The 25,071-nt window shown below is 48.1% G+C and carries 19 protein-coding genes, 1 other RNA gene, 1 pseudogene and 2 other annotated features (1 of these 23 cut by a window edge); of the genes and pseudogenes, 19 read left to right on the top strand and 2 right to left on the bottom strand.

What is annotated here, in order from left to right:
- From queA to K6T22_RS11725, 14 genes and pseudogenes are all read left to right on the top strand, one after another.
- Positions 1-1,041, top strand: coding sequence for a tRNA preQ1(34) S-adenosylmethionine ribosyltransferase-isomerase QueA (gene queA / locus K6T22_RS11795; protein WP_238237398.1), 1,041 nt, complete (start codon positions 1-3; stop codon positions 1,039-1,041).
- A complete protein-coding gene (tgt, locus tag K6T22_RS11790; protein ID WP_029342245.1) occupies positions 1,041-2,186 on the top strand; it encodes a tRNA guanosine(34) transglycosylase Tgt in 1,146 nt (381 codons plus the stop codon). Before queA ends, tgt begins: the two co-directional genes overlap by 1 nt.
- A gap of 72 nt (positions 2,187-2,258) precedes the next feature.
- Positions 2,259-2,549 (top strand): preprotein translocase subunit YajC, encoded by a 291-nt coding sequence (yajC, locus tag K6T22_RS11785; protein WP_029342244.1) that lies wholly within the window; start codon positions 2,259-2,261, stop codon positions 2,547-2,549.
- A 153-nt stretch (positions 2,550-2,702) separates the two neighbouring features.
- Positions 2,703-4,914, top strand: a pseudogene (secD, locus tag K6T22_RS17325) (protein translocase subunit SecD).
- A 72-nt stretch (positions 4,915-4,986) separates the two neighbouring features.
- Positions 4,987-7,296 (top strand): single-stranded-DNA-specific exonuclease RecJ, encoded by a 2,310-nt coding sequence (gene recJ, locus K6T22_RS11770; protein ID WP_238237395.1) that lies wholly within the window; start codon positions 4,987-4,989, stop codon positions 7,294-7,296.
- A complete protein-coding gene (locus tag K6T22_RS11765; protein ID WP_214771006.1) occupies positions 7,275-7,793 on the top strand; it encodes an adenine phosphoribosyltransferase in 519 nt (172 codons plus the stop codon). Before recJ ends, K6T22_RS11765 begins: the two co-directional genes overlap by 22 nt.
- 141 nt (positions 7,794-7,934) lie before the next feature.
- Entirely contained in the window at positions 7,935-10,133 is a 2,199-nt protein-coding gene (locus tag K6T22_RS11760; RefSeq protein WP_023468927.1) for a RelA/SpoT family protein, read from the top strand.
- Between the two features lie 14 nt (positions 10,134-10,147).
- A complete protein-coding gene (dtd, locus tag K6T22_RS11755) occupies positions 10,148-10,597 on the top strand; it encodes a D-aminoacyl-tRNA deacylase (RefSeq protein WP_238237390.1) in 450 nt (149 codons plus the stop codon).
- Between the two features lie 45 nt (positions 10,598-10,642).
- Positions 10,643-10,864: a binding site (T-box leader), on the top strand.
- Between the two features lie 42 nt (positions 10,865-10,906).
- The gene (gene hisS / locus K6T22_RS11750; RefSeq protein WP_035406530.1) at positions 10,907-12,187 is read left to right on the top strand and encodes a histidine--tRNA ligase; all 1,281 of its coding nucleotides are present in this window, start codon (positions 10,907-10,909) and stop codon (positions 12,185-12,187) included.
- On the top strand, positions 12,184-13,950 hold the full coding sequence (gene aspS / locus K6T22_RS11745) for an aspartate--tRNA ligase (RefSeq protein ID WP_238237386.1): 1,767 nt from the start codon (positions 12,184-12,186) through the stop codon (positions 13,948-13,950). The genes hisS and aspS overlap by 4 nt, the downstream gene beginning before the upstream one ends.
- A gap of 63 nt (positions 13,951-14,013) precedes the next feature.
- Positions 14,014-14,598 (top strand): DNA-3-methyladenine glycosylase, encoded by a 585-nt coding sequence (locus K6T22_RS11740; RefSeq protein WP_238237384.1) that lies wholly within the window; start codon positions 14,014-14,016, stop codon positions 14,596-14,598.
- A gap of 291 nt (positions 14,599-14,889) precedes the next feature.
- Positions 14,890-16,074 (top strand): DASH family cryptochrome, encoded by a 1,185-nt coding sequence (locus K6T22_RS11735; protein ID WP_238237383.1) that lies wholly within the window; start codon positions 14,890-14,892, stop codon positions 16,072-16,074.
- A gap of 74 nt (positions 16,075-16,148) precedes the next feature.
- Positions 16,149-16,338, top strand: a non-coding RNA gene (gene ssrS, locus K6T22_RS11730) — 6S RNA.
- A gap of 94 nt (positions 16,339-16,432) precedes the next feature.
- Positions 16,433-17,197, top strand: a complete 765-nt coding sequence (locus K6T22_RS11725; protein ID WP_053453937.1) for a tRNA threonylcarbamoyladenosine dehydratase — start codon at positions 16,433-16,435, stop codon at positions 17,195-17,197.
- A gap of 12 nt (positions 17,198-17,209) precedes the next feature.
- Here K6T22_RS11725 and K6T22_RS11720 read toward each other — a convergent pair whose 3' ends face one another.
- Complete coding sequence (locus K6T22_RS11720; protein ID WP_238237382.1) at positions 17,210-18,547, bottom strand: replication-associated recombination protein A; 1,338 nt, start codon at positions 18,545-18,547, stop codon at positions 17,210-17,212.
- Positions 18,548-18,607: 60 nt separating this feature from the next.
- On the opposite strand from K6T22_RS11720, the gene cymR reads away from it, so the two are divergent.
- Genes cymR through K6T22_RS11700 form a run of 4 tightly spaced genes read left to right on the top strand, consistent with a single transcriptional unit; the run spans position 18,608 to position 21,973 of the window.
- Positions 18,608-19,015: a cysteine metabolism transcriptional regulator CymR gene (gene cymR / locus K6T22_RS11715; protein ID WP_056062801.1), complete on the top strand. Its 408-nt coding sequence runs from the start codon at positions 18,608-18,610 to the stop codon at positions 19,013-19,015.
- A gap of 13 nt (positions 19,016-19,028) precedes the next feature.
- Positions 19,029-20,156 carry a cysteine desulfurase family protein gene (locus tag K6T22_RS11710; protein ID WP_238237378.1) on the top strand — a complete coding sequence of 376 codons (1,128 nt, stop codon included), beginning with the start codon at positions 19,029-19,031 and terminating at the stop codon, positions 20,154-20,156.
- Between the two features lie 16 nt (positions 20,157-20,172).
- Positions 20,173-21,294 (top strand): tRNA 2-thiouridine(34) synthase MnmA, encoded by a 1,122-nt coding sequence (mnmA, locus tag K6T22_RS11705; protein WP_238237377.1) that lies wholly within the window; start codon positions 20,173-20,175, stop codon positions 21,292-21,294.
- Positions 21,295-21,307: 13 nt separating this feature from the next.
- On the top strand, positions 21,308-21,973 hold the full coding sequence (locus K6T22_RS11700) for a tetratricopeptide repeat protein (RefSeq protein ID WP_053453933.1): 666 nt from the start codon (positions 21,308-21,310) through the stop codon (positions 21,971-21,973).
- Between the two features lie 46 nt (positions 21,974-22,019).
- On the opposite strand, the gene K6T22_RS11695 is transcribed toward K6T22_RS11700, so the two are convergent.
- Positions 22,020-22,568, bottom strand: coding sequence for a VOC family protein (locus K6T22_RS11695; RefSeq protein ID WP_238237376.1), 549 nt, complete (start codon positions 22,566-22,568; stop codon positions 22,020-22,022).
- Between the two features lie 116 nt (positions 22,569-22,684).
- On the opposite strand from K6T22_RS11695, the gene recD2 reads away from it, so the two are divergent.
- Positions 22,685-24,910 carry an SF1B family DNA helicase RecD2 gene (recD2, locus tag K6T22_RS11690; protein WP_238237374.1) on the top strand — a complete coding sequence of 742 codons (2,226 nt, stop codon included), beginning with the start codon at positions 22,685-22,687 and terminating at the stop codon, positions 24,908-24,910.
- 42 nt (positions 24,911-24,952) lie between these two features.
- Positions 24,953-25,071 (top strand) — a binding site (T-box leader) (it continues 93 nt past the right edge of the window).

Raw genomic sequence — 25,071 nt, 5'->3', positions numbered from 1 at the left:
ATGGATGTAAATTTATTTGATTTTCATTTACCAGAAGAACAAATTGCCCAAGTGCCATTGCTCGACCGGACGAGTTCAAAATTGATGGTCCTTGACCGGGAGACAGGTGCGATTCAGCATCAGCACTTCCATGATATCGTCGACCATTTTCGCGAAGGCGATACGCTCGTCATCAACGATACGAAAGTCTTGCCAGCACGCCTTTTTGGTGTGAAGGAAGAGACAGGTGGGAAGATCGAGTTGTTGCTCTTAAAGCAGACGAGTGACGATGTTTGGGAAACGCTTGCGAAACCAGCAAAACGGGTTAAACCAGGAACGATTTTGTCGTTTGGTGACGGATTACTCCGCGCTGAGTGTGTCGAAGCACTGGAAGACGGTGGACGAATCCTGAAGTTTTTCTATGACGGGATTTTCTACGAAGTGCTCGACCAACTCGGAACGATGCCACTGCCACCATACATTCATGAACAACTCGAAGATCAAGATCGTTACCAGACGGTCTACGCACGGGAGCGCGGTAGTGCTGCAGCACCAACAGCTGGTCTTCACTTCACACCGGAATTGCTTGAAGCATTAAAAGCGAAAGGCGTTCAAATCGCACCATTGACGCTACATGTCGGACTCGGCACATTCCGTCCTGTCTCGGTCGACGACGTCGATAGTCACAAGATGCACAGTGAGTACTACGAACTGCCGGAAAGTTCAGCCGCTCTGCTACGTGAAACACGCAAACAAGGCGGACGGATCATCGCGGTCGGTACGACGTCGACGCGGACGCTTGAAACGGTCATCCGTGACCATGGTGACTTCGTCGAAGCAACAGGCTGGACGGATATTTTCATCTTCCCTGGGCAAGAAGTCAAAGGGATCGATGGATTGATCACGAACTTCCACTTACCAAAATCGACATTGATCATGCTCGTGTCCGCATTATCGACACGGGAACACATTTTGCACGCCTACGAAGAAGCTGTCGCGAACGGCTATCGTTTCTTTAGTTTTGGTGATGCGATGTTCTTAACGAGAGAGGAACGAAACTAATGACAAAACACGCGGTAACATACGAACATATCAAAACATGTAAACAATCTGGAGCGCGGTTAGGAATCGTCCACACGCCGCACGGTAGTTTCGAGACACCGGTCTTCATGCCGGTTGGAACACAAGCGACGGTCAAGACGATGGCGCCGGAGCAAATCAAGGACATGAACGCGAACATCATTCTCGCGAACACGTATCACCTATGGGTGCGTCCTGGACACGACGTCATCAAGGAAGCGGGCGGTCTGCATAAATTCATGAACTGGGATGGCGCGATTCTGACGGATTCAGGTGGCTTCCAAGTCTTCTCGCTCGCTGACTTACGTAATATTTCGGAAGAGGGCGTTCACTTCCGGAACCACTTGAACGGGGATAAACTGTTCTTGTCACCGGAGAAAGCGATGGAAATTCAAAACGCACTCGGTTCAGACATCATGATGGCGTTTGACGAGTGCCCACCGTATCCTGCTTCTCATGAGTACATGAAAGCATCCGTCGAACGGACAAGCCGCTGGGCGGAACGTTGTCTTGCAGCGCACGAACGTCCACACGACCAAGCGCTGTTCGGTATCATCCAAGGGGGAGAATACGAAGACTTACGTCGTCAAAGTGCAAAAGATCTCGTAGCCCTTGATTTCCCGGGTTATGCGGTCGGTGGTCTGTCAGTCGGTGAACCGAAAGACGTCATGTACCGTGCACTTGAATTCACGACACCACTCATGCCGGAAGATAAACCACGTTACTTGATGGGCGTCGGTTCACCGGACGCATTGATCGAGGGCGCGATTCGCGGAATCGATATGTTCGACTGTGTCTTGCCGACACGGATCGCACGAAACGGAACGTTGATGACATCACAAGGACGTCTTGTCGTCCGAAATGCCAAATATGCACGCGATTTCCGTCCACTCGATGAGAAGTGTGACTGCTACGCATGTAAAAATTACTCGCGTTCGTACATCCATCACTTGATCCGGGCGCAAGAAACGTTCGGTCTACACCTTTGTTCGACACACAATCTTCACTTCCTCGTCAAGTTGATGGAGGGCGTTCGTCAAGCGATTCGTGAGGATCGTCTGCTTGATTTCAAGGAAGAATTCTTCGAAGAATACGGTTACAATTTACCGAACGCAAAGAATTTCTAACAAATCGTCTGACAAATCAATTCTTTCACGGTATAATGAACGTGATTTGAATGATAAAAGGAGCTGAATCAGATGGAAGGCTTAATCACATTCCTCCCGATGATCTTGATCTTCGTGGTGTTCTATTTCTTGTTGATCCGTCCACAGAACAAACGCCAGAAGCAAGTGCGTCAGATGCAAAATGAACTCTCACGCGGCGACTCGATCGTTACGATCGGTGGTCTTCACGGGGTTGTCCAAAAAGTTGACGACATGACGGTAACATTGAAGTCAGGCAATGCACAATTGACATTCAACCGGAGTGCTGTCGCAGAAGTGACGAAAAAATCTACTACTGTCATGGACGACGAAACTGTCGAATAAGGCATCGAAAAGGCGCTTTCCGAATTCCGGAGCGTCTTTTCTGTTTATATATGAGAAAAACGTTTGCTAAGATTACCATTTCTTTTGTAAGCTAGGGTAGGAGAACAAAGTTGTCTGAAAATATACTGGGAACTAGAGAAAGGACAATGTAGCATGATCAAGAAAGGGAAACTTGCCACATTCTTCATCGTCGTCATCGCGGTGCTCGTACTGATCGGTACGACATCGTCATGGTTGTTGAAGGATACGAAGCTCGGCCTTGACCTTAAGGGTGGCTTTGAAGTCTTGTATGAAGTACAACCGCTGAAAGAAGGAGACGTCATCGATCAAAATGCGATGAGTGCGACGCTGACGGCAATCGAGAACCGTGTCAACGTCCTTGGTGTCTCTGAACCGGATATCCGGATCGAAGGCGATAACCGGATTCGTGTTCAGCTTGCTGGCGTCAAGGATCAGACGGAAGCACGTCAAATCCTATCTTCGACAGCACAATTGTCATTCCGTGACATCAACGATAAGTTGTTGCTTGACGGTTCAGACTTAAAAGCCAAAGGGGCAAAAGTCGGTTATGATCCGAACACGAATGAACCACTCGTCGAACTGACGATGAAATCAAAAGAAAAATTCTATGAAGTAACACAACAGGTTTCGCAAATGCAACCACCTGCGAACCGTCTCGTTATCTGGCTCGATTACGAGAAAGGTGATTCGTACGAAAAAGAAATTCAAAAAGCGAACTCAAAAATCGTCTCGGATGCATCAGTCACACAACCGATCAACTCGGATAAAGCGATCATTTCTGGTGGCGATATCGATGCTGAGTATGGGAAACAATTATCGTCGATCCTAAACGCAGGAGCACTACCGGTCAAACTCGAGGAAATCTACTCGACATCCGTTTCGGCAGCGTTTGGACAGGATGCGCTCGATCAGACGCTCTTTGCGTCAGCAATCGGTGTAGCTGCGGTCTTCTTGTTCATGCTCTTGTTCTACCGAATCTCTGGATTCGTGTCGATCATCACGTTGCTGTTCTATATTTATCTCGTCATGATCTTCTTTAACGGGATCAATGCCGTCCTCACCTTACCAGGGATTGCGGCACTCGTTCTTGGAGTCGGGATGGCGGTCGATGCGAACATCATCACCGCTGAACGAATCAAGGATGAATTACGAAGTGGTAAATCGGTCTTGTCATCATTCAAAGCCGGTAACCGCCGTTCGTTCGGTACGATTCTTGATGCCAACTTGACGACGTTGATTTCTGCTGGTGTCTTGTACTACTTCGGTACAAGTACGGTCAAAGGATTCGCCATCATGTTGATGGTTTCGATCGCTGTCACGTTCGTCACGAACGTCTTTGTCTCACGTTACCTGATGCAACTCCTTGTCAGTAGCCGATGGTTCGATAAGAAGAAATCATGGTTCGGTGTAAAGGAGAGTGAAATCCGTGAGCTTTAATCCTACGAAATTCGATTACGTCAAACATCGTAAAGTCTATTTCGCAATCACGATTGCGCTTGTCATCGTGTCGGTCCTCTTGTTGTCGTTCCGAGGTCTGAACCTCGGGATTGACTTCACGCAAGGAACGCGCGTCGAGATTTCTTCTGAGAATCAAATCAAAGAAACGGATGTCCGCTCTGTCATCGAAGATGCCGGAATCGATGCGGAAGAAATCGATGGCATTCAATTCGCTCAAGGCGGAAAGTTAGCGAACGTCACGTTCGTTGGTGAATTCAGCCAAGAACAAATTTCTGAAATCAAACAATCGGTTGAAGCGGAATACAAAAAAGAACCGAGTATCTCGACAGTTTCGGCACAAGTCGGTCGAGAAATCGCCCGTAACGCGATCTATGCGGTCTTACTTGCGTCACTCGGGATCGTCATCTACGTCTCGTTCCGATTCCAACCGTTATACGGGATTGCAACAGTGCTCGCCCTATTACATGATGCGTTAATGATCATCGCGTTCTTCTCGTTGTTCCAGATTGAGGTTAATCTTTACTTCATCGCAGCCGTACTGACGATTATCGGTTACTCCGTCAACGATACGATTGTTACGTTTGACAGGGTACGAGAAAATCTTGGATTGGCTGAAAAAGGTGGACGGAAAGTCTCGTTTGATGAATTGGCACATATCGTCAATGAATCAATCCAACAGACGATCATCCGCTCAATCAATACGGTTATCACGGTCATCATGACAGCAGCAGCGCTCTATATCTTCGGTAGCGAAGCAATCCGTGGATTCAGTCTTGCACTGCTTGTCGGGTTGATCATGGGGATGTATTCTTCGATCTTCATCGCCGCGCAGCTCTGGCTCGTCATGAAAGGTCGGACGCTCGGTCGGACAAAACGTGCTTCTTAAAAGAGTATCCGCATCAGCTATCGCTGATGCGGATTTTCTATTATAATGGGGAAGTTGATTGGAGGGTTTGAGATGTACCATGCTAAAAAAACATGGCTTGATAAAGTCATTGATTCAGAACAGATCGAACAATTGACGGCGGATGGCACGATCTCTCCGCACGTCGCACAACTACTAGTCCAACGGGGGTTCACGACACGTGAAGCAGCCCGTGATTTTTTAGAGACCGATCAAATGGCATTCCATGACCCATTTGCTTTTAAAGACATGCCAAAAGTCGTCGAGCGGATTCAACGTGCCGTCAACGAGGGTGAGATGATTTTGATTTATGGTGACTATGATGTCGATGGCGTTAGTTCAGCAGCGATTCTCTGGCACGCCTTGATCGAAATCGGTGGCATGGCAGAGTGCTACATCCCGAACCGTTTCACAGAAGGGTATGGACCGAATGAAGCGGCATTTCGCTGGGCAGCAGAAGAAGGGTTCAGTCTCGTCATCACCGTTGACTGTGGGATTTCCGGCATCCACGAAGCAGATGTCCTCAAGGAACTCGGTGTCGACTTAATCATCACCGATCACCACGAAGCAAAAGAAACGTTACCGGATGCGTTTGCGTTGATTCATCCGGGTGTTGATCCAGACTATCCATTCTCGAAGCTTGCTGGAGCGGGTGTTGCCTTTAAAGTCGCGCATGCACTTCTTGAACGTGAACCAGTCGAGTTACTTGATCTTGCAGTGCTCGGAACGATTGCCGATCTCGTCCCGCTCGTCGGCGAGAACCGATTGCTTGCAATTCGTGGTATCGAGGCGCTGAATGCAAGTGAACGTCCAGGCATTCTTGCGTTACGTGACGTCTGTAGTTTAACTGAGGACGAACTAACCGAAGAATCAGTCGGATTTGCATTCGGTCCACGGATCAATGCGGCAGGTCGTCTTGATTCTGCGATGCCGGCGCTTGAGATGTTGCTTGCTGAAAGTAAGGACGAAGCACTTCATCTAGCAAAACAGCTCGATCAACAAAATAAACAACGCCAGGATATCGTTAAGCAGATTGCGGAAGAAGCAACGGCACTTGTCGAAGAACGATTCAAAGAAGACCGTGTACTCGTCGTCGATGCGGCAGATTGGAATCCAGGTGTCGTTGGGATTGTCGCGTCACGACTCGTCGAAAAATATCATCGTCCCGTCATCATGCTGTGTCATGATGCTGAAAAAGGAACAGCTAAGGGTTCAGGACGGTCGATTCCAGCCTTTGATCTTTTCGCTGAACTGACAAAGTGTGAAGACATCTTGCCGCACTTCGGAGGACATCCAGCTGCTGCCGGAATGACCTTATCCTCTGATGACGTCGAGATGTTACGACAACGACTGAATGAACAGGCAAGTACGTTACCGGATGATGCTTTCATTGCGACGATCGATGTCGACTTACGTCTGCAAGTCAGCGATATTTCAATCCAGTTGATTGAAGATATTCAGCGACTCGCACCATTTGGAATGGGGAATCCTGCGCCTCGAATCGTCATCGAGCAGGCGAAGATTCGTGATATGAAACGGATTGGTCGCGACTTGACGCATGTCAAGGCACTACTCTCGGGCGATGGGAAAGAACTTGACGCGATTGGATTTGGGTTTGGTGATCTCGTCGATGAAGTTTCGACTTTATCGGAAATTCACTTGATGGGGAGTCTGAACATCAATGAATGGAATGGGTTCCGTAAACCACAGTTGATGATTCAAGACGTCGCCGTCGAAGATGTCCAAGTATTTGATTATCGTGGGGGCAAACGTCCTTTAAGTGAGCTGTTCGCCTTACCTCATGAGACAACGACGTTCGTTGCCTTTACCGATGAGGTGAAAGAAAAGTATGCGGAACGTCCATTGAATGGTCCAATCCGACAAAATATCGTTTTCCTTGATCTTCCGGAAGAGGAAGCAGCATTTCATCCATACGTGCAACAGGCAGAACGGATTTACTGTGCCTTTAAGGATGAGGGCTATTATTTCGAAACAATTCCATCGCGTGAGGACTTTAAGCATTACTTCCAATATTTTGCGAAATGTCCACGTGATGAGCTCCGGATGGGTCTTGTACGTTTGTCGAAATCGCGAAAATGGACGAAACGATCGATTAACTTTATGCATTCGGTATTCTCGGAACTTGATTTTCTTGTTACAATGGAGGACGGGCTGCCGGGTGTGAACCCAAATGCTGCAAAACGAGATCTGACGGAAGCTCCGACGTATCAGCGTCATGAAGCGCGTCAAGAGCTCGAGCAACAATACATTTATTCGTCACTCGCTCAGTTGAAAGAGCGTTTTGATACTTTGGTAGAAGCGGCGAAGCAGGAGGAAAAGACATGGAGTTCAAACAGCATATAAAAGAGGTCGAAAACTGGCCGAAAGAAGGAATCAGTTTCAAAGACATCACATCACTCATGCAAAACGGACCAGTGTACAAACAATCGGTTGATGCACTTGTCGAATATGCGCGCAGTAAAGGTGCTGATGTCATCGCGGGTCCGGAAGCACGTGGATTCGTCGTTGGTTGCCCGGCAGCTTACGCGATGGAAATCGGATTCGTACCTGTACGAAAAGAAGGGAAATTACCGCGTGAGACAGTCCGTGTCGAGTATGGTCTTGAGTACGGAAAAGATGTCTTGACGATGCACGAAGATGCGATCCAACCGGGACAACGTGTCGTCATCCTCGATGACTTACTTGCAACAGGTGGTACAATCGAAGCAACAATCCAAATGATTGAAAAATTAGGCGGAACGGTTGCCGGAATCGGATTCTTGATTGAACTCGATGGTCTTGGTGGGCGCGAAAAACTCGAAGGTTACGATATTCTCTCATTGATTCGCTACGAAGACTAAAGCATGCATACTCTCTTGGTACATGGTGACCAAGGGGGTATTTCTTTTTATTTTGACATCTTCTCAAGATTTCACGATAATAAGAACTATATATTAGGGATTCCGTTGCAGACGATCCCGGGGACTGGGTGAGGAAAAGGGATGACAAACAAACAAATCGTAAATGTAGAAGACCTTCTCGCTCGATGTGCGGAATACATGACGCAAGCTGAAGTCAAAGACATCGAACGGGCTTACCAATTCGCGAAAGACGAGCATGATGGTCAATTCCGCCGCTCAGGGGAACCATACATCATTCATCCGGTACAAGTTGCCGGTATCTTAGTCGATATTGGTTTGGATGCAACGACAATCGTTGCTGCGCTTCTTCATGATGTCGTCGAAGATACGGACATTACACTCGAAGAATTAACAGAACGATTCGGCCCTGACGTCGCGATGCTCGTCGATGGCGTCACGAAACTCGGGAAAATCAAATATAAATCAAAACGTGAAGAGTTAGCGGAGAACCATCGTAAGATGTTCATCGCGATGGCAGAAGATATTCGCGTCATTTTGATTAAGCTCGCTGACCGTCTGCACAATATGCGGACATTGCAACACATGGTCAAGGAAAAACAAGTCCAAAAAGCAGAAGAGACACTTGAAATCTTTGCGCCGCTTGCCCACCGTCTCGGGATTTCGACGATCAAGTGGGAGCTTGAGGATATCAGTCTGCGCTATATCAATCCGCAACAGTACTACCGGATTGTCTCGATGATGAAACAAAAACGGACGGAACGAGAAGCGCTCGTTAGTTCGGTCATCGAAGAGGTCAATGAAGTACTCGATGATGTGCAAATCGCGGCAGAAGTCGATGGACGTCCGAAGCATATCTATTCCATCTATAACAAGATGCAAAACTCGAAAAAAGAGTTCAGTGAAATCTATGACTTGATGGCTGTCCGCATCATCGTTGATTCGATCAAGGACTGTTACGCTGTTCTCGGAATCATTCATACGCAATATAAACCGATGCCAGGACGCTTCAAAGATTATATCGCCATGCCGAAGCCGAACATGTATCAATCGCTGCATACGACGGTCATCGGACCGAAAGGCGAGCCGCTCGAGGTCCAAATCCGGACACGAGACATGCATTTCATTGCCGAGTACGGGATTGCCGCTCACTGGGCGTATAAAGAAGGTAAGGAACAAGAAGCAAAATCAGGCTTTGAAGATAAGATTGCCCATTTCCGTGAAATCCTTGAATTACAGAAGGATACGGCTGATGCTGAAGAATTCATGGAATCGGTCAAAGTCGACTTCTTTAGTGACATGTTGTACGTCTTTACACCTAAAGGTGACGTCATCGAACTCCCGAAAGGCTCTGTTCCGATTGATTATGCGTACCGGATCCATACGGAGATCGGTCACCGGACGATCGGGGCGAAAGTCAACGGACGAATGGTCCCGATTGATTATAAGCTGAAGACCGGCGACATCATTGAAATCGTCACTTCAAAACACAGTTATGGTCCAAGTAAGGACTGGCTCAAGATTTGTGTATCGAGTCAGGCGAAGAACAAAATCCGTCAATGGTTCAAACGTCAGCAACGCGAAGAGAATGTCTCAAAAGGACGGGAACTGATCGAAGCGGAAGTCAAGAAACTCGGATTCGAGCCGAAGGAAGTCATCAATGAGAAGACGCTCGAAGACGTGACGCGGAAGTTCAACTTCGCGCAAGAAGAAGACATGTATGCTGCTGTTGGCTATCATGGTCTAACCGCTGCTCAAGTCGCGCATAAATTGACGGAAAAATTACGCAAAGACAAAGAATCAAAAAATCTTGAACTCAACGAAGCAATCAGTGAGATGAAAACATTCGATCGTCCGAAGAAAGAAAATCCAGAAGGCGTTCGCGTCAAAGGCATCGACAATATGCTCGTTCGGATGAGTCGTTGTTGTAACCCGGTTCCAGGTGACGATATCGTCGGCTATATCACACGTGGACGTGGCGTCTCGATTCACCGGACCGATTGCTTGAACGTCATTCATGAACAAAATCCGGAACGTCTGCTTGAAGTCGAGTGGGAACATGAAGGCAAAGCAGTCAAAAGCTATAATGTTGAAATCGAAATTTCCGGATTCGACCGGGCAGGATTATTGAACGATGTCCTGCAGTCGGTATCTGCGACGAATACGAATATCGTTGCCGTTAGTGGGAAAGGCGACGACAGTAAGCAAGCAAAAATCACGATGACGATTGCGATCAACAACGTCAATCATTTACAGAAAGTCGTCGATCGCATCAAACAAATCTCTGACGTGTATGCTGTACATCGCGTCATGATGACGTAAGGAGCGGATGAGTCATGCGAGTCGTATTACAACGAGTCAAAGAAGCAAGTGTCACAGTCGATCAGGAGGTCATCGGTCAGATCAAGCAAGGATTCCTCTTGCTTGTTGGGGTCACGCATGAAGATACGATCGAACAAGTGAACTGGTTAGCTGATAAAATCGCTGGACTCCGCGTATTTGAAGATGAGGAAGAACAGATGAACCGCTCGTTGCAAGATGTCGACGGTCAGATTTTATCCGTCTCGCAGTTCACGCTGTATGGCGATGTTAAAAAAGGGCGTCGTCCTGCCTTCACGGAAGCGGCGAAACCGGATGTTGCCAACGAGTTGTATGAAGCGTTCAATGAACGCCTTCGGTCGCAAGGACTGACTGTCGAAACCGGACAATTCGGAGCGATGATGGATATTGCGCTCGTCAATGATGGACCGGTGACATTGATTCTTGAAAAAGAAGCAAACGCTTGACAGGAACCGAGAGACGAGGCAATATTAGACGTAACCAAATGATTCATATGACCGAAGACGAAGAGGAGTAATCAAGACCTCGTCTGCTTAGAGAGTTGCCCCTTGGCTGAAAGGGCGAACAGACGAACTCGATGAAAGACCCTTCCGAGGTATCTTCCTGAACCGATAGTAGGGAAGGTCGTACGCAGGCGTTAACTGCACCGAGTGGTCAAATGTGATTTGACAACCAGGGTGGTACCACGGGATCTTCAAGTTCTCGTCCCTTTGCGGACGAGGACTTTTTTGTATTCAAAAAAGGAGGAATTTGAGATGAAATTACCACGCGGTACGTTTGATGTCCTTCCAGGGACCGTCGAACGCTGGCAGTACATCGAACAACAATTACGTGAAATCAGTAAGCGTTACAACTATAAGGAAATCCGGACTCCGATTTTTGAGGAGACAGAACTCTTCAAACGTGGCGTCGGTGAGACGACGGATATCGTTCAAAAAGAGATGTTCATGCTTGAGAAACGTGGGAAAGATCAGTTGACGTTACGTCCAGAAGGAACGGCTGCCGTCGTTCGTTCATTCGTGACGAACAAGCTGTTTGGCTCACCGAATCAACCGACGAAATTGTTCTATATCGGACCGATGTTCCGCTATGAACGTCCGCAAGCAGGTCGTTTCCGTCAGCTACACCAATATGGAGTCGAAGCACTCGGGAGTGAACAACCGGCGATCGATGCAGAAGTCATCAGTCTCGCAATGAGCATCTACCGTTCATTCGGATTAAAGCACCTCAAGCTCGTCATCAACACACTAGGGGATAACGAAAGTCGTGCGGCACACCGGGCAGCACTCGTCGAACACTTCAAACCGGTCGTTCACGAGTTATGTCAGGACTGTCAGAACCGTCTCGAAACGAATCCACTTCGTGTTCTCGATTGTAAGGTCGACCGCGATCACCCGAGTATGGCGACGGCACCATCGATTCTCGATTATTTAAACCCAGCATCAAAAGCTTACTTCGACGAAGTCTTGCTTCACTTAGATGCACTCGGTATCGAGTATGTCGTTGACCCGACGCTTGTCCGCGGAATCGATTATTACAATCACACGGCGTTTGAGATCATGTCGGAAGCAGAAGGTTTTGGAGCAATCACGACACTATGTGGCGGTGGACGTTACAACGGTCTCGTCGAACAAATCGGTGGACCAGCAACACCAGGAATTGGATTTGGAATCGGCATCGAGCGCCTCTTGATGGCACTTGAAAACGAGAACGTCTTACCAGCAGTGGACGATCAAATCGATGTCTTCATCGTTGCGCAAGGTAGTGACGAAGTCGAAAAGACGGCAACACGTCTCCTACAATTGATGCGTCTTGAAGGACTCGTCGCGGATCGGGATTATCTCGGTCGGAAATTCAAAGGACAATTCAAAGCGGCGGATCGCTTGAAGGCACGTTATACAGTCATCCTTGGGGATGAAGAAGTCGAGCGTGGCGCAGCAGCGCTCAAGAACATGGCTACAGGGGAGCAGACGGACGTTCCGTTATCAGCAGTCGCTGATACAATCGTCGCGAAATTAAAGGAGGAAGCACAATGATCGGACGCACGCATATGAACGGTCAGGTGACGGAAGACGTCATCGGACAACACGTTCAACTTAAAGGATGGGTTCAAAAACGACGTGACTTAGGAGGATTGATCTTCCTAGATCTCCGCGACCGGAGTGGTATCGTCCAAATCGTCTTCCAACCGGAAAATGAGCAGGCACACCGCCTCGCAGAATCGATTCGTTCAGAGTATGTCCTCGACATCAAAGGACACGTCATCGCCCGTGAGAATCCGAACCCGAACATCCCAACTGGGCAAGTCGAAGTCGTCGCGGACGAAGTCGTTATCTTGAACGCAGCGAAGATGACACCATTCCCGATCAGTGAAGAAGCGGAGCAGACATCAGAAGATTTACGTCTCAAATACCGTTATCTCGACTTGCGTCGTCCTTCGCTCCAAGAGACATTCCGTCTTCGTTCGAAAGCATCGAACATCATGCGGAACTTCCTCGACGAGCAGGACTTCCTTGAAGTCGAGACGCCGATCTTAACGAAATCAACACCAGAAGGCGCACGTGACTATCTCGTCCCAAGTCGTGTCCACCCAGGTGAATTTTACGCCTTGCCACAATCCCCACAATTGTTCAAACAATTGCTGATGGTGTCTGGTTTTGAGCGCTACTTCCAAATTGCACGTTGTTTCCGTGACGAAGACTTACGGGCAGACCGTCAACCGGAATTCACGCAAGTCGACATCGAGACGAGCTTCATGGACATCGAAGACTTATATGCGATGATGGAGTCGATGATGACGCGTGTTATGAAAGAAACGCTTGGCAAAGACATAGTAACACCATTCCCACGCATGCCGTATGCAGAAGCGATGAGCCGTTATGGTTCGGATAAACCGGATACACGTTTCGGTCTCGAATTGATTGACGTTGCGGAAGCGGTCAAAGGTGCAGGATTCAAAGTATTCGACATGGCGCTTGAAGCAGATGGCGAAGTCAAGGCGTTGAACGTCAAAGGTGCCGCTGAACGTTTCTCACGTAAAGACATCGATAAGTTACAAGAATTCACAGCAATCTATGGTGCAAAAGGTCTTGCTTGGGTCAAAGTGACAGCAGAAGGACTAAACGGTCCAATCGCGAAATTCTTTGACGAAGAAGCAACGGCTCGCCTGATTGCGGCGACCGATGCAGAAGCAGGCGACTTGTTATTATTCGTCGCAGCCAAAGCATCGATCGTAGCAGACAGTTTAGGGGCGCTCCGTCAGAAGTTAGCGAAGGAACTTGACTTGATCGATGAGTCAGTCTTTAACTTCCTTTGGGTGACGGACTTCCCACTTGTCACGTATGAAGAAGAGGATGGTCGTTTCTACGCGAACCACCATCCGTTCACGATGCCGCGTCGTGAAGATCTCGAATTACTCGAGACGGATCCTGGAAAAGTCCTCGCAGTCGCGTATGACCTCGTCTTGAACGGATATGAGCTTGGCGGTGGATCACAACGGATCTACGAGCGCGATATCCAAGAGCGGATGTTCAAATTGCTTGGCTTCACAGAAGAAGAAGCAAACGAGCAGTTCGGCTTCTTGATGGAAGCATTCGAATACGGAACACCACCACATGCGGGGATCGCACTTGGTTTAGACCGTCTCGTCATGTTGCTCGCAGGACGTTCGAACTTACGCGATACGATTGCGTTCCCGAAAACAGCATCAGCAAGTGATCTGTTGACGGCAGCACCGAGCCCGGTTTCAGATGCGCAATTGAACGATCTCTCGATTCGGACAGCAGTTAAACAATCGTAAACTTCGACAAGCGAATCTTCCGGTATAGGAAGGTTCGCTTGTTTCATGGAGGAGGAAGAACGAATGGAACGACAGTTTTTTGAACGCTCACCCGTTGAAGTCGGACCAGATTTCTTAGGGACACAGATCACGGTTGATGACGTGACGATGCGAATCGTCGAAGTCGAAGCTTATCTTGGTCCGCACGATCAGGCAGCGCACTCGTTTTCCGGTAAACCTACGAAACGGACAGCACCGATGTTCGGTCCACCGGGACATCTGTACGTTTATTTCACATATGGTATGCATCACTGTATGAATGTCGTCTGTGGGCATGAAGGGGAAGGATATGGACTCTTATTACGAGGGGCTGAAATCATAAGTGGGCATGATCTTGTCGCAAAACGTCGTTTTGGTTGTTCTTACGCAGAGTTGACGGCAGTTCAACGACGGAATCTCGTCAATGGACCGGCAAAATTGTGCCAAGGGTTCGGTCTAACGACAGCAGATTCGGGTCAAGATCTTTATCAAGCCCGTTTTCGACTCGTTGCCGACCCGGTCGATGCGATCGTCGAGACGACACGAATTGGTATTCCAAATGCCGGAGAAGCGACAGCATACCCTTGGCGTTTTTATGTAGATACGAGTGAAGGTGTCAGTAAACGCTAAAAAAATGGACGCTCCGGTGAGGAGACGTCCATTTTTTATTTAGGATTGTTGATTGATTTTTTAGATTGTTGCTTTTTATAGAATTTATAGACGATTGGTCCAACCGTCGTTACAAGCGTCATTAATGTTCTGAGTTTACCACGTTTTGCTGCCATTGATTCATTCACTCCTCTAGTTTGTTGTACTAATCATATTCCACGAAAACAACGTCTTAAAACCTCATAGGCACATCGAGTGGTTTTCCGGGTAGCATAGTCGGGTCATAGTATAAGGAGAAGGGAGACGATCAATATGGGAGCAGTCGTTTGGTATCGCAATGATTTACGAGTGGATGACCATGAAGCACTTCGGAGCGCGTGTGAAGAACATGACACGATTCGTGCTGTGTACATCAAACATCAGAAAAAACGGGATTTTGAAAGAGGGACGCAACAAGCAAGATTCGAGCAGGAGACACTAGAGAATTTAGCAAGTCATCTGTCCCAAATTGGGATCACGTTAGATATTCTAGAGGGTAAGGTGCATGAGGTGCTCGACTCTTACGTGCAACCGGATGATACGGTCTATTTCCATAAGATGACCGGAACGGAAGAAGCAGCAAGTGAGAAGTATATCGAAGACAAATATTCGACGCGTTCTTTTGAGACGCAGACGTTGCATCGTCGAGAAGATATTGGAAGTGATGAGCTAAAGCGTGTCTTTACGGCATTTCGAAAACGTGTCGAAGCAAAAGGTACGTTTTACGATCCGCTTGATCCACCGTCAGGTATTGATGTAATGAAAGAAGAGTCGGTTGCAGCAAATCCAGAAATTGCATTTCCGTTTCGTGGAGGAGAATCAGCAGGGAGGGCACGTTTGCGAGAGTATCTTGCTGAGCCTGTGTTTACTTATAAAGAAACACGCAATGGCTTCTTACGAAATGATTCTTCGAAGTTATCTGCTTGGCTAGCGAACGGGTCACTATCATCACGTCGCGTCATGGCTGAATTGCAAAAAGCCGAGCGAGAAAAAGGAGCGAATGAATCGACGTACTGGTTGTATTTTGAGTTATTGTGGCGTGACTTCTTCCATTTGACGATGCGCGAGACAGGAAGTCGTTTATTTCGATCAGGTGGACTACAAGAAGGGCAACGCACTTGGAAGAGGGACGAGGCAGCAGTCGAACGCTGGATAGAAGGTGAAACGGGAGTTCCATTCGTCGATGCCTTCATGAACGAGATTCGAGAAACCGGATGGATGTCGAACCGAGGAAGACAGATCGTTGCGAGTTATCTCATCCACGAGTTAAAGCAGGACTGGCGTATCGGAGCACAGTATTTTGAACAGCAATTAGTTGATTATGACGTCGCTTCAAACTATGGTAACTGGGCGTTTATCGCGGGTGTCGGAAATGCGACACGGACACCACGATTCGATCCCGTATTCCAACAACAGCGATATGATCCGAATCAAGATTTCACGAAACGCTGGACCTGAAAAAAGCATTCTTTTCTGGAGTGGGAAGTAGTTGCATTTCAGAAGGGAGGATGCTATATTAAATGCATCAGATGGGGTTCCTGAATTGTACGAGAGCCGCCTTTTATCTTTGAGCCACTCTTTTTTGATAGGGAGTTTGACGTTCCAACTAGTAGTACATGCCTCGTAACACAGCAGGAGGACGTACGAATAGGAATCGGATAAGACACCCACCTGCACAGCAGGTTCAAAAATAAGGTATCGACACGGCACTTCGGGTCCCATCGTCTTATTATTTTTATCGTTTGACACGTCGCATGACGTTTTTTTTTATGATATAATTCCGAGTAAAACAGTATGAGTATTGTGAGGTTATGAGATGTTACATCAATTTTCGCGTAATGAACTAGCAATCGGTAAAACTGGACTTGACGCATTGGCATCCAAGTCTGTCGCTATTCTAGGAATCGGTGGCGTTGGATCGTTCTCAGCAGAAGCGCTTGCCCGTAGTGGTGTAGGTCGTTTGATTCTTGTGGATAAGGATGATATTGACATCACGAACGTCAACCGACAAATCCATGCCTTGCTTCCGACGGTCGGTCAGCCGAAGGTCGATGCTATGGCAGAACGTCTTGCGTTAATCAATCCAGATCTTGAAATCGTTCGTTTGAAGATGTTCTACAATGAAGAAACATTCGAGTCATTCTTTGAACAGAAGCCGGATTATGTCATCGATGCTTCAGACACGGTCTCGTTCAAGATTCACTTGATTCAGGAATGTAAGAAGCGTAACATCCCGATCATCTCGAGCATGGGGATGGCAAACAAGATGGATCCGACACGCATCAAGATCGTTGACATCAAAGATACAAGTTATGATCCACTGGCGAAGGTCATTCGGACAAGACTCCGGAAAGCCGGTATTCATAAAGGTGTTCCAGTCGTCTTCTCCGATGAGCCACCTGTTAAGATCATCGAAGAAGTCCGACAAGTCGTCGGAAACGATGCGGCAGCAATTCGTAAGGCGAAGATGCCACCAAGTTCAAATGCATTCGTTCCATCAGTCGGTGGTTTGATTGCAGCAAGCTATGTCATCAATGAGATCGTCCGTGAAGCCGGCGTGACGATCGAGCGCGTTCGTTAAAAAAAAGCGACCTTATGGTCGCTTTTTCTGATGTGTAGATGTTTGTTTGTTCCAAAAATCAAGACGAGCCTGCAATTGTTTTTCAAACCCACGTGGACTAGGACGATAAAAGACCGGTTTTGTCCGGGCGAGATTCTCAGGCCAATAATTCTGGGGCACATAAGCGTGCTCGAAGTCGTGCGGATACTGATAGCTGACGCCATTTCCAAGTGCTGCGGCGCCTGGGTGGTGAGCATCTCGCAAGTGCGGTGGAACCGGTCCACCATCCGAGCGACGAACGAGCGTCAGTGCTTGATCAATCGCTGAAATGACGGCATTGGATTTCGGTGCCGTCGCGAGGTATAAGACCGTTTCAGCGAGCGGGATTCGTGCTTCCGGGAACCCGACGTATTCGCAAGCACGTGCACACGCATCGACCATCAGTAAGGCTTGTGGATCAGATAGACCGATGTCTTCTGCCGCATGGACGTAGAGACGGCGGACGATGAAGCGTGGGCTTTCACCGGCCTCAATCATGACGGCGAGCCAGTAGAGCGCGGCATCCGGATCCGAGCCTCGAATCGACTTAATGAAGGCAGAGATGACATCATAATGACGATCGCCGTCCTTATCGTATTTCAATGCTTTTTGCTGAATCGATTCCTCCGCAACAGCGAGATCGATCGTGATCTGACCGTCGATTTCCGGCGTCGTTAAGACCGCGAGTTCAAGTGCGTTCAACAATGCCCGGTAATCACCATCTGACAACTTGACGTAATGGTCGATCGCTTCATCCGTGATTGCAATTGGATATTTGCCGAGACCGCGTTCTGCGTCTTTAAGAGTCCGGTCGAGGACGATCCGTAAATCATCTGCTGTCGGTGGTTCGAAACGAAAGACCGTTGCTCGAGATAAGAGAGCGGCGTTGACTTCAAAACTCGGATTTTCCGTCGTCGCCCCGATCAACGTGATCGTACCCGCTTCAAGCGCTGGCAGTAAGGCGTCTTGTTGCATCTTATTAAAGCGATGGATCTCATCGAGAAAAAGGATTGTTTTTTGGTCTTCGAACTGGAGACGGGCTTCGGCTGCTTTTAGAATTTCTCTTAATTGTTCTAGTTTTGCCGTGACAGCATTCAGTTGCTCAAACGCTGATTTCGTATAACTGGAGATGACTCGCGCGAGCGTCGTCTTACCGGTACCGGGTGGACCGTAAAAAATAACGGTTCCGAGACGGTCGGCTAAAATTGCTCGCCGCAGGAGCGTCGTCTCTCCAATCAGATGGCGTTGCCCAACGATCTCATCCAGATTCTGCGGACGCATCCGATTCGCGAGCGGTCCGGCAGGGGACTGGGATTCAAATAAATGTGCCATACACATACGCTCCTTCCACTTTTAGCTACTACTATACTAGAAAGGATGATCCTTCGCATGATGAAAATCTCAACGAAAGGGCGATATGGTCTGACGATCATGATCGCACTCGCGAAAGAAGCTGAATCCAAACCATTATCTTTAAAAAAAATCGCACAGATGTACGACTTATCTGAGCACTATCTCGAACAGTTGATTGCGCCGCTTCGTAACGGTGGTCTCGTCAAAAGTGTGCGCGGTGCCTACGGTGGATATAAGCTAGGCCGTGAAGCACAAAGCATCACAGCTGGTGAAATCATCCGTTTACTTGAAGGACCACTCGTCGTCGTCGAAGGTGACGCGTGTGACGAGGTCACAAAACGGAAGCTCTGGGATAAAATCCAGCAAGCGGTTGATCAAGTTCTTGATTCAACGACATTGCAAGATTTAGCAGAAGAAGACGATACAGGATACATGTTCTATATTTGAGAGGTGAAGATGAATGAATTACTTTGACCATTCGGCAACGACGCCGATGCGTCCGGAAGTCCTTGCGGCGATGACGCCTTATTTGCTCGAACAGTATGGCAACCCATCAAGTGTTCACGCAGCTGGTCGCTCTGCTCGGGCAGCGATCGATCAAGCACGCCGGCAGATTGCGCATGAATTGAACGCGAAACCAACCGAATTGATTTTCACAAGCGGTGGGACGGAATCGGATAATTATGCGATTTTTGGTGCAGCCGAGGCAGCGCGTGAAAAAGGACGGCATCTCATTACGACACGTTTTGAGCATCATGCTGTGCTCCGTGCGTTCGAAGAACTCGAAAAACAAGGCTATGATGTCACCTATCTCGATGTACCGTCGTCTGGTGTCGTTTCATTGACTGCCTTACAAGAAGCAGTTCGGGAAGATACGACGCTCGTCTCGATCATGTTCGGCAACAATGAAGTCGGAACGATTCAGCCGATTGCGGCATTCGGTCGATTTTTACGAGAACGCGGTATTTTGTTCCATACGGACGCCGTGCAGGTGTTCGGAAAACAAGCAATCGATGTCGAAGCGTTACAGGTCGATCTCTTATCCGCATCTGGTCACAAGATTAACGGTCCAAAAGGAATTGGACTGTTATATGTCCGGACCGGTGTGAAGTTAGCGCCTCAGACGTTTGGTGGAGAACAGGAACGTAAGCGTCGCGCTGGTACAGAAAACGTACCCGGTGTCGTCGGTTTAGCGAAAGCGCTCGAACTGATGATCGCGGAGCGTGATCAACAACAAGATCACATCAAACAATTGCGGACTATCTTGCTGAAGCGTTTAGATGAAAGTGGCGTCAATTATGAAATCAATGGAGAAGAAGGACTGCCGAATGTCCTCAATCTCTACTTCCCGCAGATCGAGATTGAACCGTTTTTGATCATGCTCGATATGCGTCAGATGGCGGTATCGAGCGGGAGTGCGTGTACGGCAGGGTCCGTTGAACCATCGCATGTTTTATCCGCCATGTATGGCGAAGATGAACGGACACGAGCATCGGTCCGAATCAGTTTTGGTCATGGAAATGATATCTCGCAAGTCGAACTACTCGCACAAGCCTTGCAAGATGTCGTAAAATCGTTTCAGAATTAACTAAGAGGTGAAATGAATGAATACACGAGCGAAAGCCCCAAGTGAAACGACAGTCGTCGTTGGAATGTCGGGCGGTGTTGATTCCTCTGTGACAGCTCATTTATTAAAAGAGCAGGGTTATAACGTCATCGGAATCTTCATGAAAAACTGGGATGACACGGATGAGAACGGCTTTTGTACGGCGACGGAAGATTATGAAGACGTCATCGCCGTAGCCAATCAAATCGGCATTCCGTATTATGCGGTCAATTTCGAGAAAGAGTACTGGGATAAAGTCTTCACGTACTTCCTCGATGAATATAAACTCGGTCGAACACCGAATCCGGACGTCATGTGTAACAAGGAAATCAAGTTCAAAGCCTTCCTCGATCACGCAATGCGCCTTGGTGCCGATTTCGTAGCGACAGGTCATTATGCGCGTGCTGTCTATGAAGACGGAGAACACAAACTGCTTCGTGGTGTCGATACGAACAAGGACCAAACGTATTTCTTGAACCAATTATCTCAAGAACAAATCGCAAAAGCGATGTTCCCGATCGGGCACATGGAAAAATCAGAAGTACGCCGGATTGCAGAAGAAGCGAACCTCGCGACAGCGAAGAAAAAAGACTCGACGGGTATTTGCTTCATCGGGGAGCGAAACTTCAAGCAGTTTCTCGGTCAATATCTACCGGCGCAACCTGGTGAGATGCGTACGCTCGACGGCAACGTCATGGGACGTCACGATGGATTGATGTTTTATACGATGGGACAACGTCACGGACTCGGCATCGGTGGCGACGGAGAACCTTGGTTCGTCGTTGGGAAAAATCTAGAGGAGAACATTCTCTATGTCGATCAAGGATTCCATAACGAATTGTTGTATTCGGAAGGATTGCTCGCATCAGATGTCAGCTGGACGTCTGAGCGTCCAGTTGGTGAAACGTTCCGTTGCACAGCAAAATTCCGATACCGTCAACAAGACACAGCCGTCACGGTTCGTGTTCTTGAAGATGGACTCGATGTCTCGTTTGACGAACGTCAACGGGCGATCACACCAGGACAAGCTGTTGTATTCTATGATGGAGACATCTGCCTCGGTGGCGCGACGATCGATGCAGCATATAAAGCAGGCGAACGCCTCGCTTATCTAGCGTAAGGAGCAAAAGAAGATGAACTATAATGAAGTAGGGTTCCGGCATCTAGAAGCTGGAAATTATGAATTAGCAGCGCAAGCATTTAATGATGCAATCGAAGAAAATCCAAAAGATCCGACAGCATATGTCAACCTTGGCACGTTGTTACAATCGATGAACGATGCCGATCGTGCGCTCCGTTTTTACGAACGAGCACTGATGATCGACAATACGTTCGCGAGTGCCTATTATGCGAAAGGTGCGCTGTTCTTTGCTGCTGATCAACTTGTAGAAGCAGAAGAATCATTGCGGGCAGCCTTACTCTACGGTCTTGACGATGCAGATCTCCATTTCATGCTCGGGATGACGTATCAAAAACTTGGTGATCCGGTACGTGGATTGCCCCGTTTACAACGCGCATCAGAACTAAACGGCGTCGATATCGAGATTGCGTTCCAATACGGACTTGCTCTAGCGCAAAACGAGAAGCTGGAAGAAGCCGTCGAAATGTTCGAGCATGTCTTGATGCTTGACGAAACGCATACGGATGCACGGTACAACTATGCGATTGCCCTTGCTTTCCTCGGTCAACAGGAAGCATGTTATGCAGAACTGGAAGCTGTTCTTGCCTATCAGCCGGAACACGCTCTCGCACGAGATGCAAAAGCGAAGATGGATGCGTTATTAAAACAAGCAGACTGATTTAAAAAAGACGATTCCTTGTGGAGTCGTCTTTTTTGTATGGTATTTAGTTCCCGACTTCACGGATGATGCGAAGTGGCGGTCCAGAAAAGTCTTCATAGGCTTCATCCATATTTTTCGTATACAGTTCGATGACGTTGTTTTCCGTATCCTTGAAATAAGCCGAATGTTCTTTTTGATTGGATGTCTCTTGTTCATCCCATTCTCTGAGCTTTACAGCGATTGATGCTTCACGCAATTGATTCAAGGCTTGCTGAAACTCTTCTTTTTCAACGTAAAAGGCGCAGTGCACATGGACGCCACCTTCGTCGTATAACGTATCCCATTCGGAAACAGGTAAGTGTTTGACCGTTCGTTCCTCCATCGTGAAGTCTCGTTTTAGCCAGAGACCAAGTCGTGTGTTGCCACCAATATACAGCCACGTCGCCCAGACGCCGTCTTGCTTAGACTGTTCCTTGCTTGGTTCTGCATCTTCAGGTGCCCATTGTTCGACAACCGGAATACCCAGTGTACCGTTCCAAAAGCGAACGGCTCGATCCATATCCTCGACTTCCAGTACTAATTCACACAAACCTGCAATCGGTAAACGTGCCATCCTTAAACTCCTCCTCGTAACGAAATGTTTCACGGTATCTTTCCCTGATTTAAAATCTGGTAAACGAATGCTATGATGAAAGCAGCGAATGAAAAAGAGAGAAAGAAGGTGGAGTGATGGAGCACCCCCATCAAGTCGTCGGACGCGTCAAACGTGTGCTCTTTTCTTCTGAAGAAGAAGCACACTCCATTGTATTGGTCGCCGTCAAAGAAAAAAACTTTGAACTAAAAGAAACCGAACTCGTCATTACGGGTACCGGTGTCGGGATTGAACTCGGAGGCACGTACCAAGCATTCGGTCGTCTCGTTGATCATCCACGTTTCGGAAAACAATTGAAAGCGGAACTGATTCGTCGTTCGGTTCCGATGACAAAACATGCAACGGTCCGCTTCTTGACGAATGGTTCGTTCACCGGCATTGGACCGAAGACAGCGAAAAATATCGTCGATGCCCTCGGAGAAGAGGCAGTGGATCTTATTTTGAAGGACGAGCGTGTCCTCAACCAGGTTCCTGGATTGAAACAAAAGCAGGCAGACATTATTTTGAGTCGACTCGCTACGTTGTATGGTGTCGATCAGTTGATGCTGTTTTTAGCACCATTTGATGTCACACCGAAGCTAGCGGCAAAGATTTATGCCGCTTACGAAGGAGACGCCATGGCACGGATTCGGGAGAATCCGTATTCCTTAATGTATGAAGTGAATGGAATTGGTTTTAAGACAGCCGATCATATCGCGTCACATCTCGGACTCGTCGGACTACATCCGGAGCGCGTCGCGGCTTCAATCATGCACATACTAGAACAAGAAGCAGGCGAGGGACATGCTTTTGCAACCGTCGACTCGCTACTGCAACGGGCACCCCGTTTATTAGGGGAAGATCCAGGAGAGCGACTGGAACAAGCGATTGAACTGTTGCTCGCTGAAGATAAGGTCAAGCTCGAAGAAGGTTGTTTGTATTTACCAACGATCTTTTATGCAGAAGTTCGAGCTGCAAAAGAACTAGCACGCGTCATGGCAAACGGTGCCGAACAGGAAGTCGACGTCGCGACGATTCTTGAAGCGATTGGTCATCTTGAAGAGCAGTTCGGGATGGAGTATGCGGCGCAACAGCGGGAAGCCATCGAGTTAGCGGTCAAAGCACCGCTGATGGTCTTGACTGGTGGACCGGGTACCGGTAAGACGACCGTCATCAAAGGAATTTTGCATGCACTGCAGGAAATCCATGATTGGCCGCTTGAGAAGAGCCGCGTCAAGACGGGTGATGTCTATCCGTACGTCCTCGTTGCGCCGACCGGACGCGCCGCTAAACGTTTGTCGGAAGCAACAGACGTCCCAGCAATGACGATTCATCGCCTCTTGAAGTATGACGGAACGAACTTCCAACTGAATGAGGATCAGCCGATTACAGGAAAGGTACTGATCATCGATGAGTCATCAATGATTGATATCTATTTGTTATCGAGCTTGCTTCGCGCTGTCCCGAATGGAATGAAAATTTTGTTCGTCGGTGACCGCGATCAGTTACCGTCTGTTGGGCCAGGACAAGTCCTCGCCGACTTGATGGATACGGAAGGAATTCCGGTCGTTCGTTTGAACGTCGTTCATCGTCAAGCGGAAGATTCCTCGATCTTACGGCTTGCTCACGATTTGAAGAACCGGACGACGTCTGCAGATTTACTAGCCCCACTCGCGGATCGTCGATTCTACACGGCGTCACCGCAAGAGACATTACGTGGCATCTCTGCCTTCGCGGAAAAAGCGCTCGCGAAAGGCTATTCGAAATTCGATGTGCAGGTCCTCGCGCCGACCTACCGTGGTCAAGTCGGAATCGACGAATTAAATGTTGCCTTGCAACGCGTTTATAATCCGGAAGAACCGAAGAAACGCGAAGTCAAGCAAGGTACGCGGATTTACCGGACCGGGGATAAGATTCTTCAGCTCGTCAACAATGCGGAAGAAAACGTTTATAACGGAGATATCGGAGAAATCGTCAATATCTTCTTTGCTAAAGAGAACGTCGATAAAGTCGATAAGATCATCGCTCGATTTGATCAGACAGAAGTCGAGTATAACCGAAGTGACTGGGATCAATTCACACATGCTTACGCAATTACGATCCATAAGGCGCAAGGATCTGAGTTTCCAATCGTCTTGATGCCAGTCTATTTCACAGGAGCGTTCAAACATTCCCGGAATTTAATTTATACGGCGGTCACTCGGGCAAAGTCGAGTCTCTTGTTATTCGGGGATCCGCGTGCGTTCCATAAAGCATCGCAAGAAGAGGAACCCCGGCGCCGAACACGATTGATTGAACGACTCGGTGGCGTGACAAAGACTTGACGGATGCTGTTCGATAGGTAATAATCACGATAGATGAATGGACGTAACACGTTGATGGAAGATAAGTAAAAGGAAAACTCGAGTCCAGAGAGAAGTGAATCTGCTGCAATCACTTTCTCGAGTTCCTTTGAAGCTCCTTCCGGAGTCGGGTGTAAACACCT

This window comes from Exiguobacterium acetylicum, from assembly GCF_022170825.1.
Lineage (GTDB): Bacteria > Bacillota > Bacilli > Exiguobacteriales > Exiguobacteriaceae > Exiguobacterium_A > Exiguobacterium_A acetylicum_B.
The sequence above is the reverse complement of the archived record's forward strand: the minus strand, read 5'-3'. Positions and strand labels throughout refer to the sequence as shown.

What these genes read in the sequence shown, in the direction of transcription:
- mnmA (WP_238237377.1), top strand. Translation starts at nt 20,173, where the DNA reads ATGAATACACGAGCGAAAGCCCCAAGTGAAACGACAGTCGTCGTTGGA.
- queA (WP_238237398.1), top strand. Translation starts at nt 1, where the DNA reads ATGGATGTAAATTTATTTGATTTTCATTTACCAGAAGAACAAATTGCC.
- K6T22_RS11695 (WP_238237376.1), bottom strand. Translation starts at nt 22,568, where the DNA reads ATGGCACGTTTACCGATTGCAGGTTTGTGTGAATTAGTACTGGAAGTC.
- cymR (WP_056062801.1), top strand. Translation starts at nt 18,608, where the DNA reads ATGAAAATCTCAACGAAAGGGCGATATGGTCTGACGATCATGATCGCA.
- K6T22_RS11740 (WP_238237384.1), top strand. Translation starts at nt 14,014, where the DNA reads ATGGAACGACAGTTTTTTGAACGCTCACCCGTTGAAGTCGGACCAGAT.
- K6T22_RS11765 (WP_214771006.1), top strand. Translation starts at nt 7,275, where the DNA reads ATGGAGTTCAAACAGCATATAAAAGAGGTCGAAAACTGGCCGAAAGAA.
- K6T22_RS11735 (WP_238237383.1), top strand. Translation starts at nt 14,890, where the DNA reads ATGGGAGCAGTCGTTTGGTATCGCAATGATTTACGAGTGGATGACCAT.
- K6T22_RS11720 (WP_238237382.1), bottom strand. Translation starts at nt 18,547, where the DNA reads ATGGCACATTTATTTGAATCCCAGTCCCCTGCCGGACCGCTCGCGAAT.
- K6T22_RS11760 (WP_023468927.1), top strand. Translation starts at nt 7,935, where the DNA reads ATGACAAACAAACAAATCGTAAATGTAGAAGACCTTCTCGCTCGATGT.
- K6T22_RS11710 (WP_238237378.1), top strand. Translation starts at nt 19,029, where the DNA reads ATGAATTACTTTGACCATTCGGCAACGACGCCGATGCGTCCGGAAGTC.
- K6T22_RS11725 (WP_053453937.1), top strand. Translation starts at nt 16,433, where the DNA reads ATGTTACATCAATTTTCGCGTAATGAACTAGCAATCGGTAAAACTGGA.
- aspS (WP_238237386.1), top strand. Translation starts at nt 12,184, where the DNA reads ATGATCGGACGCACGCATATGAACGGTCAGGTGACGGAAGACGTCATC.
- recJ (WP_238237395.1), top strand. Translation starts at nt 4,987, where the DNA reads ATGTACCATGCTAAAAAAACATGGCTTGATAAAGTCATTGATTCAGAA.
- recD2 (WP_238237374.1), top strand. Translation starts at nt 22,685, where the DNA reads ATGGAGCACCCCCATCAAGTCGTCGGACGCGTCAAACGTGTGCTCTTT.
- tgt (WP_029342245.1), top strand. Translation starts at nt 1,041, where the DNA reads ATGACAAAACACGCGGTAACATACGAACATATCAAAACATGTAAACAA.
- K6T22_RS11700 (WP_053453933.1), top strand. Translation starts at nt 21,308, where the DNA reads ATGAACTATAATGAAGTAGGGTTCCGGCATCTAGAAGCTGGAAATTAT.
- hisS (WP_035406530.1), top strand. Translation starts at nt 10,907, where the DNA reads ATGAAATTACCACGCGGTACGTTTGATGTCCTTCCAGGGACCGTCGAA.
- dtd (WP_238237390.1), top strand. Translation starts at nt 10,148, where the DNA reads ATGCGAGTCGTATTACAACGAGTCAAAGAAGCAAGTGTCACAGTCGAT.
- yajC (WP_029342244.1), top strand. Translation starts at nt 2,259, where the DNA reads ATGGAAGGCTTAATCACATTCCTCCCGATGATCTTGATCTTCGTGGTG.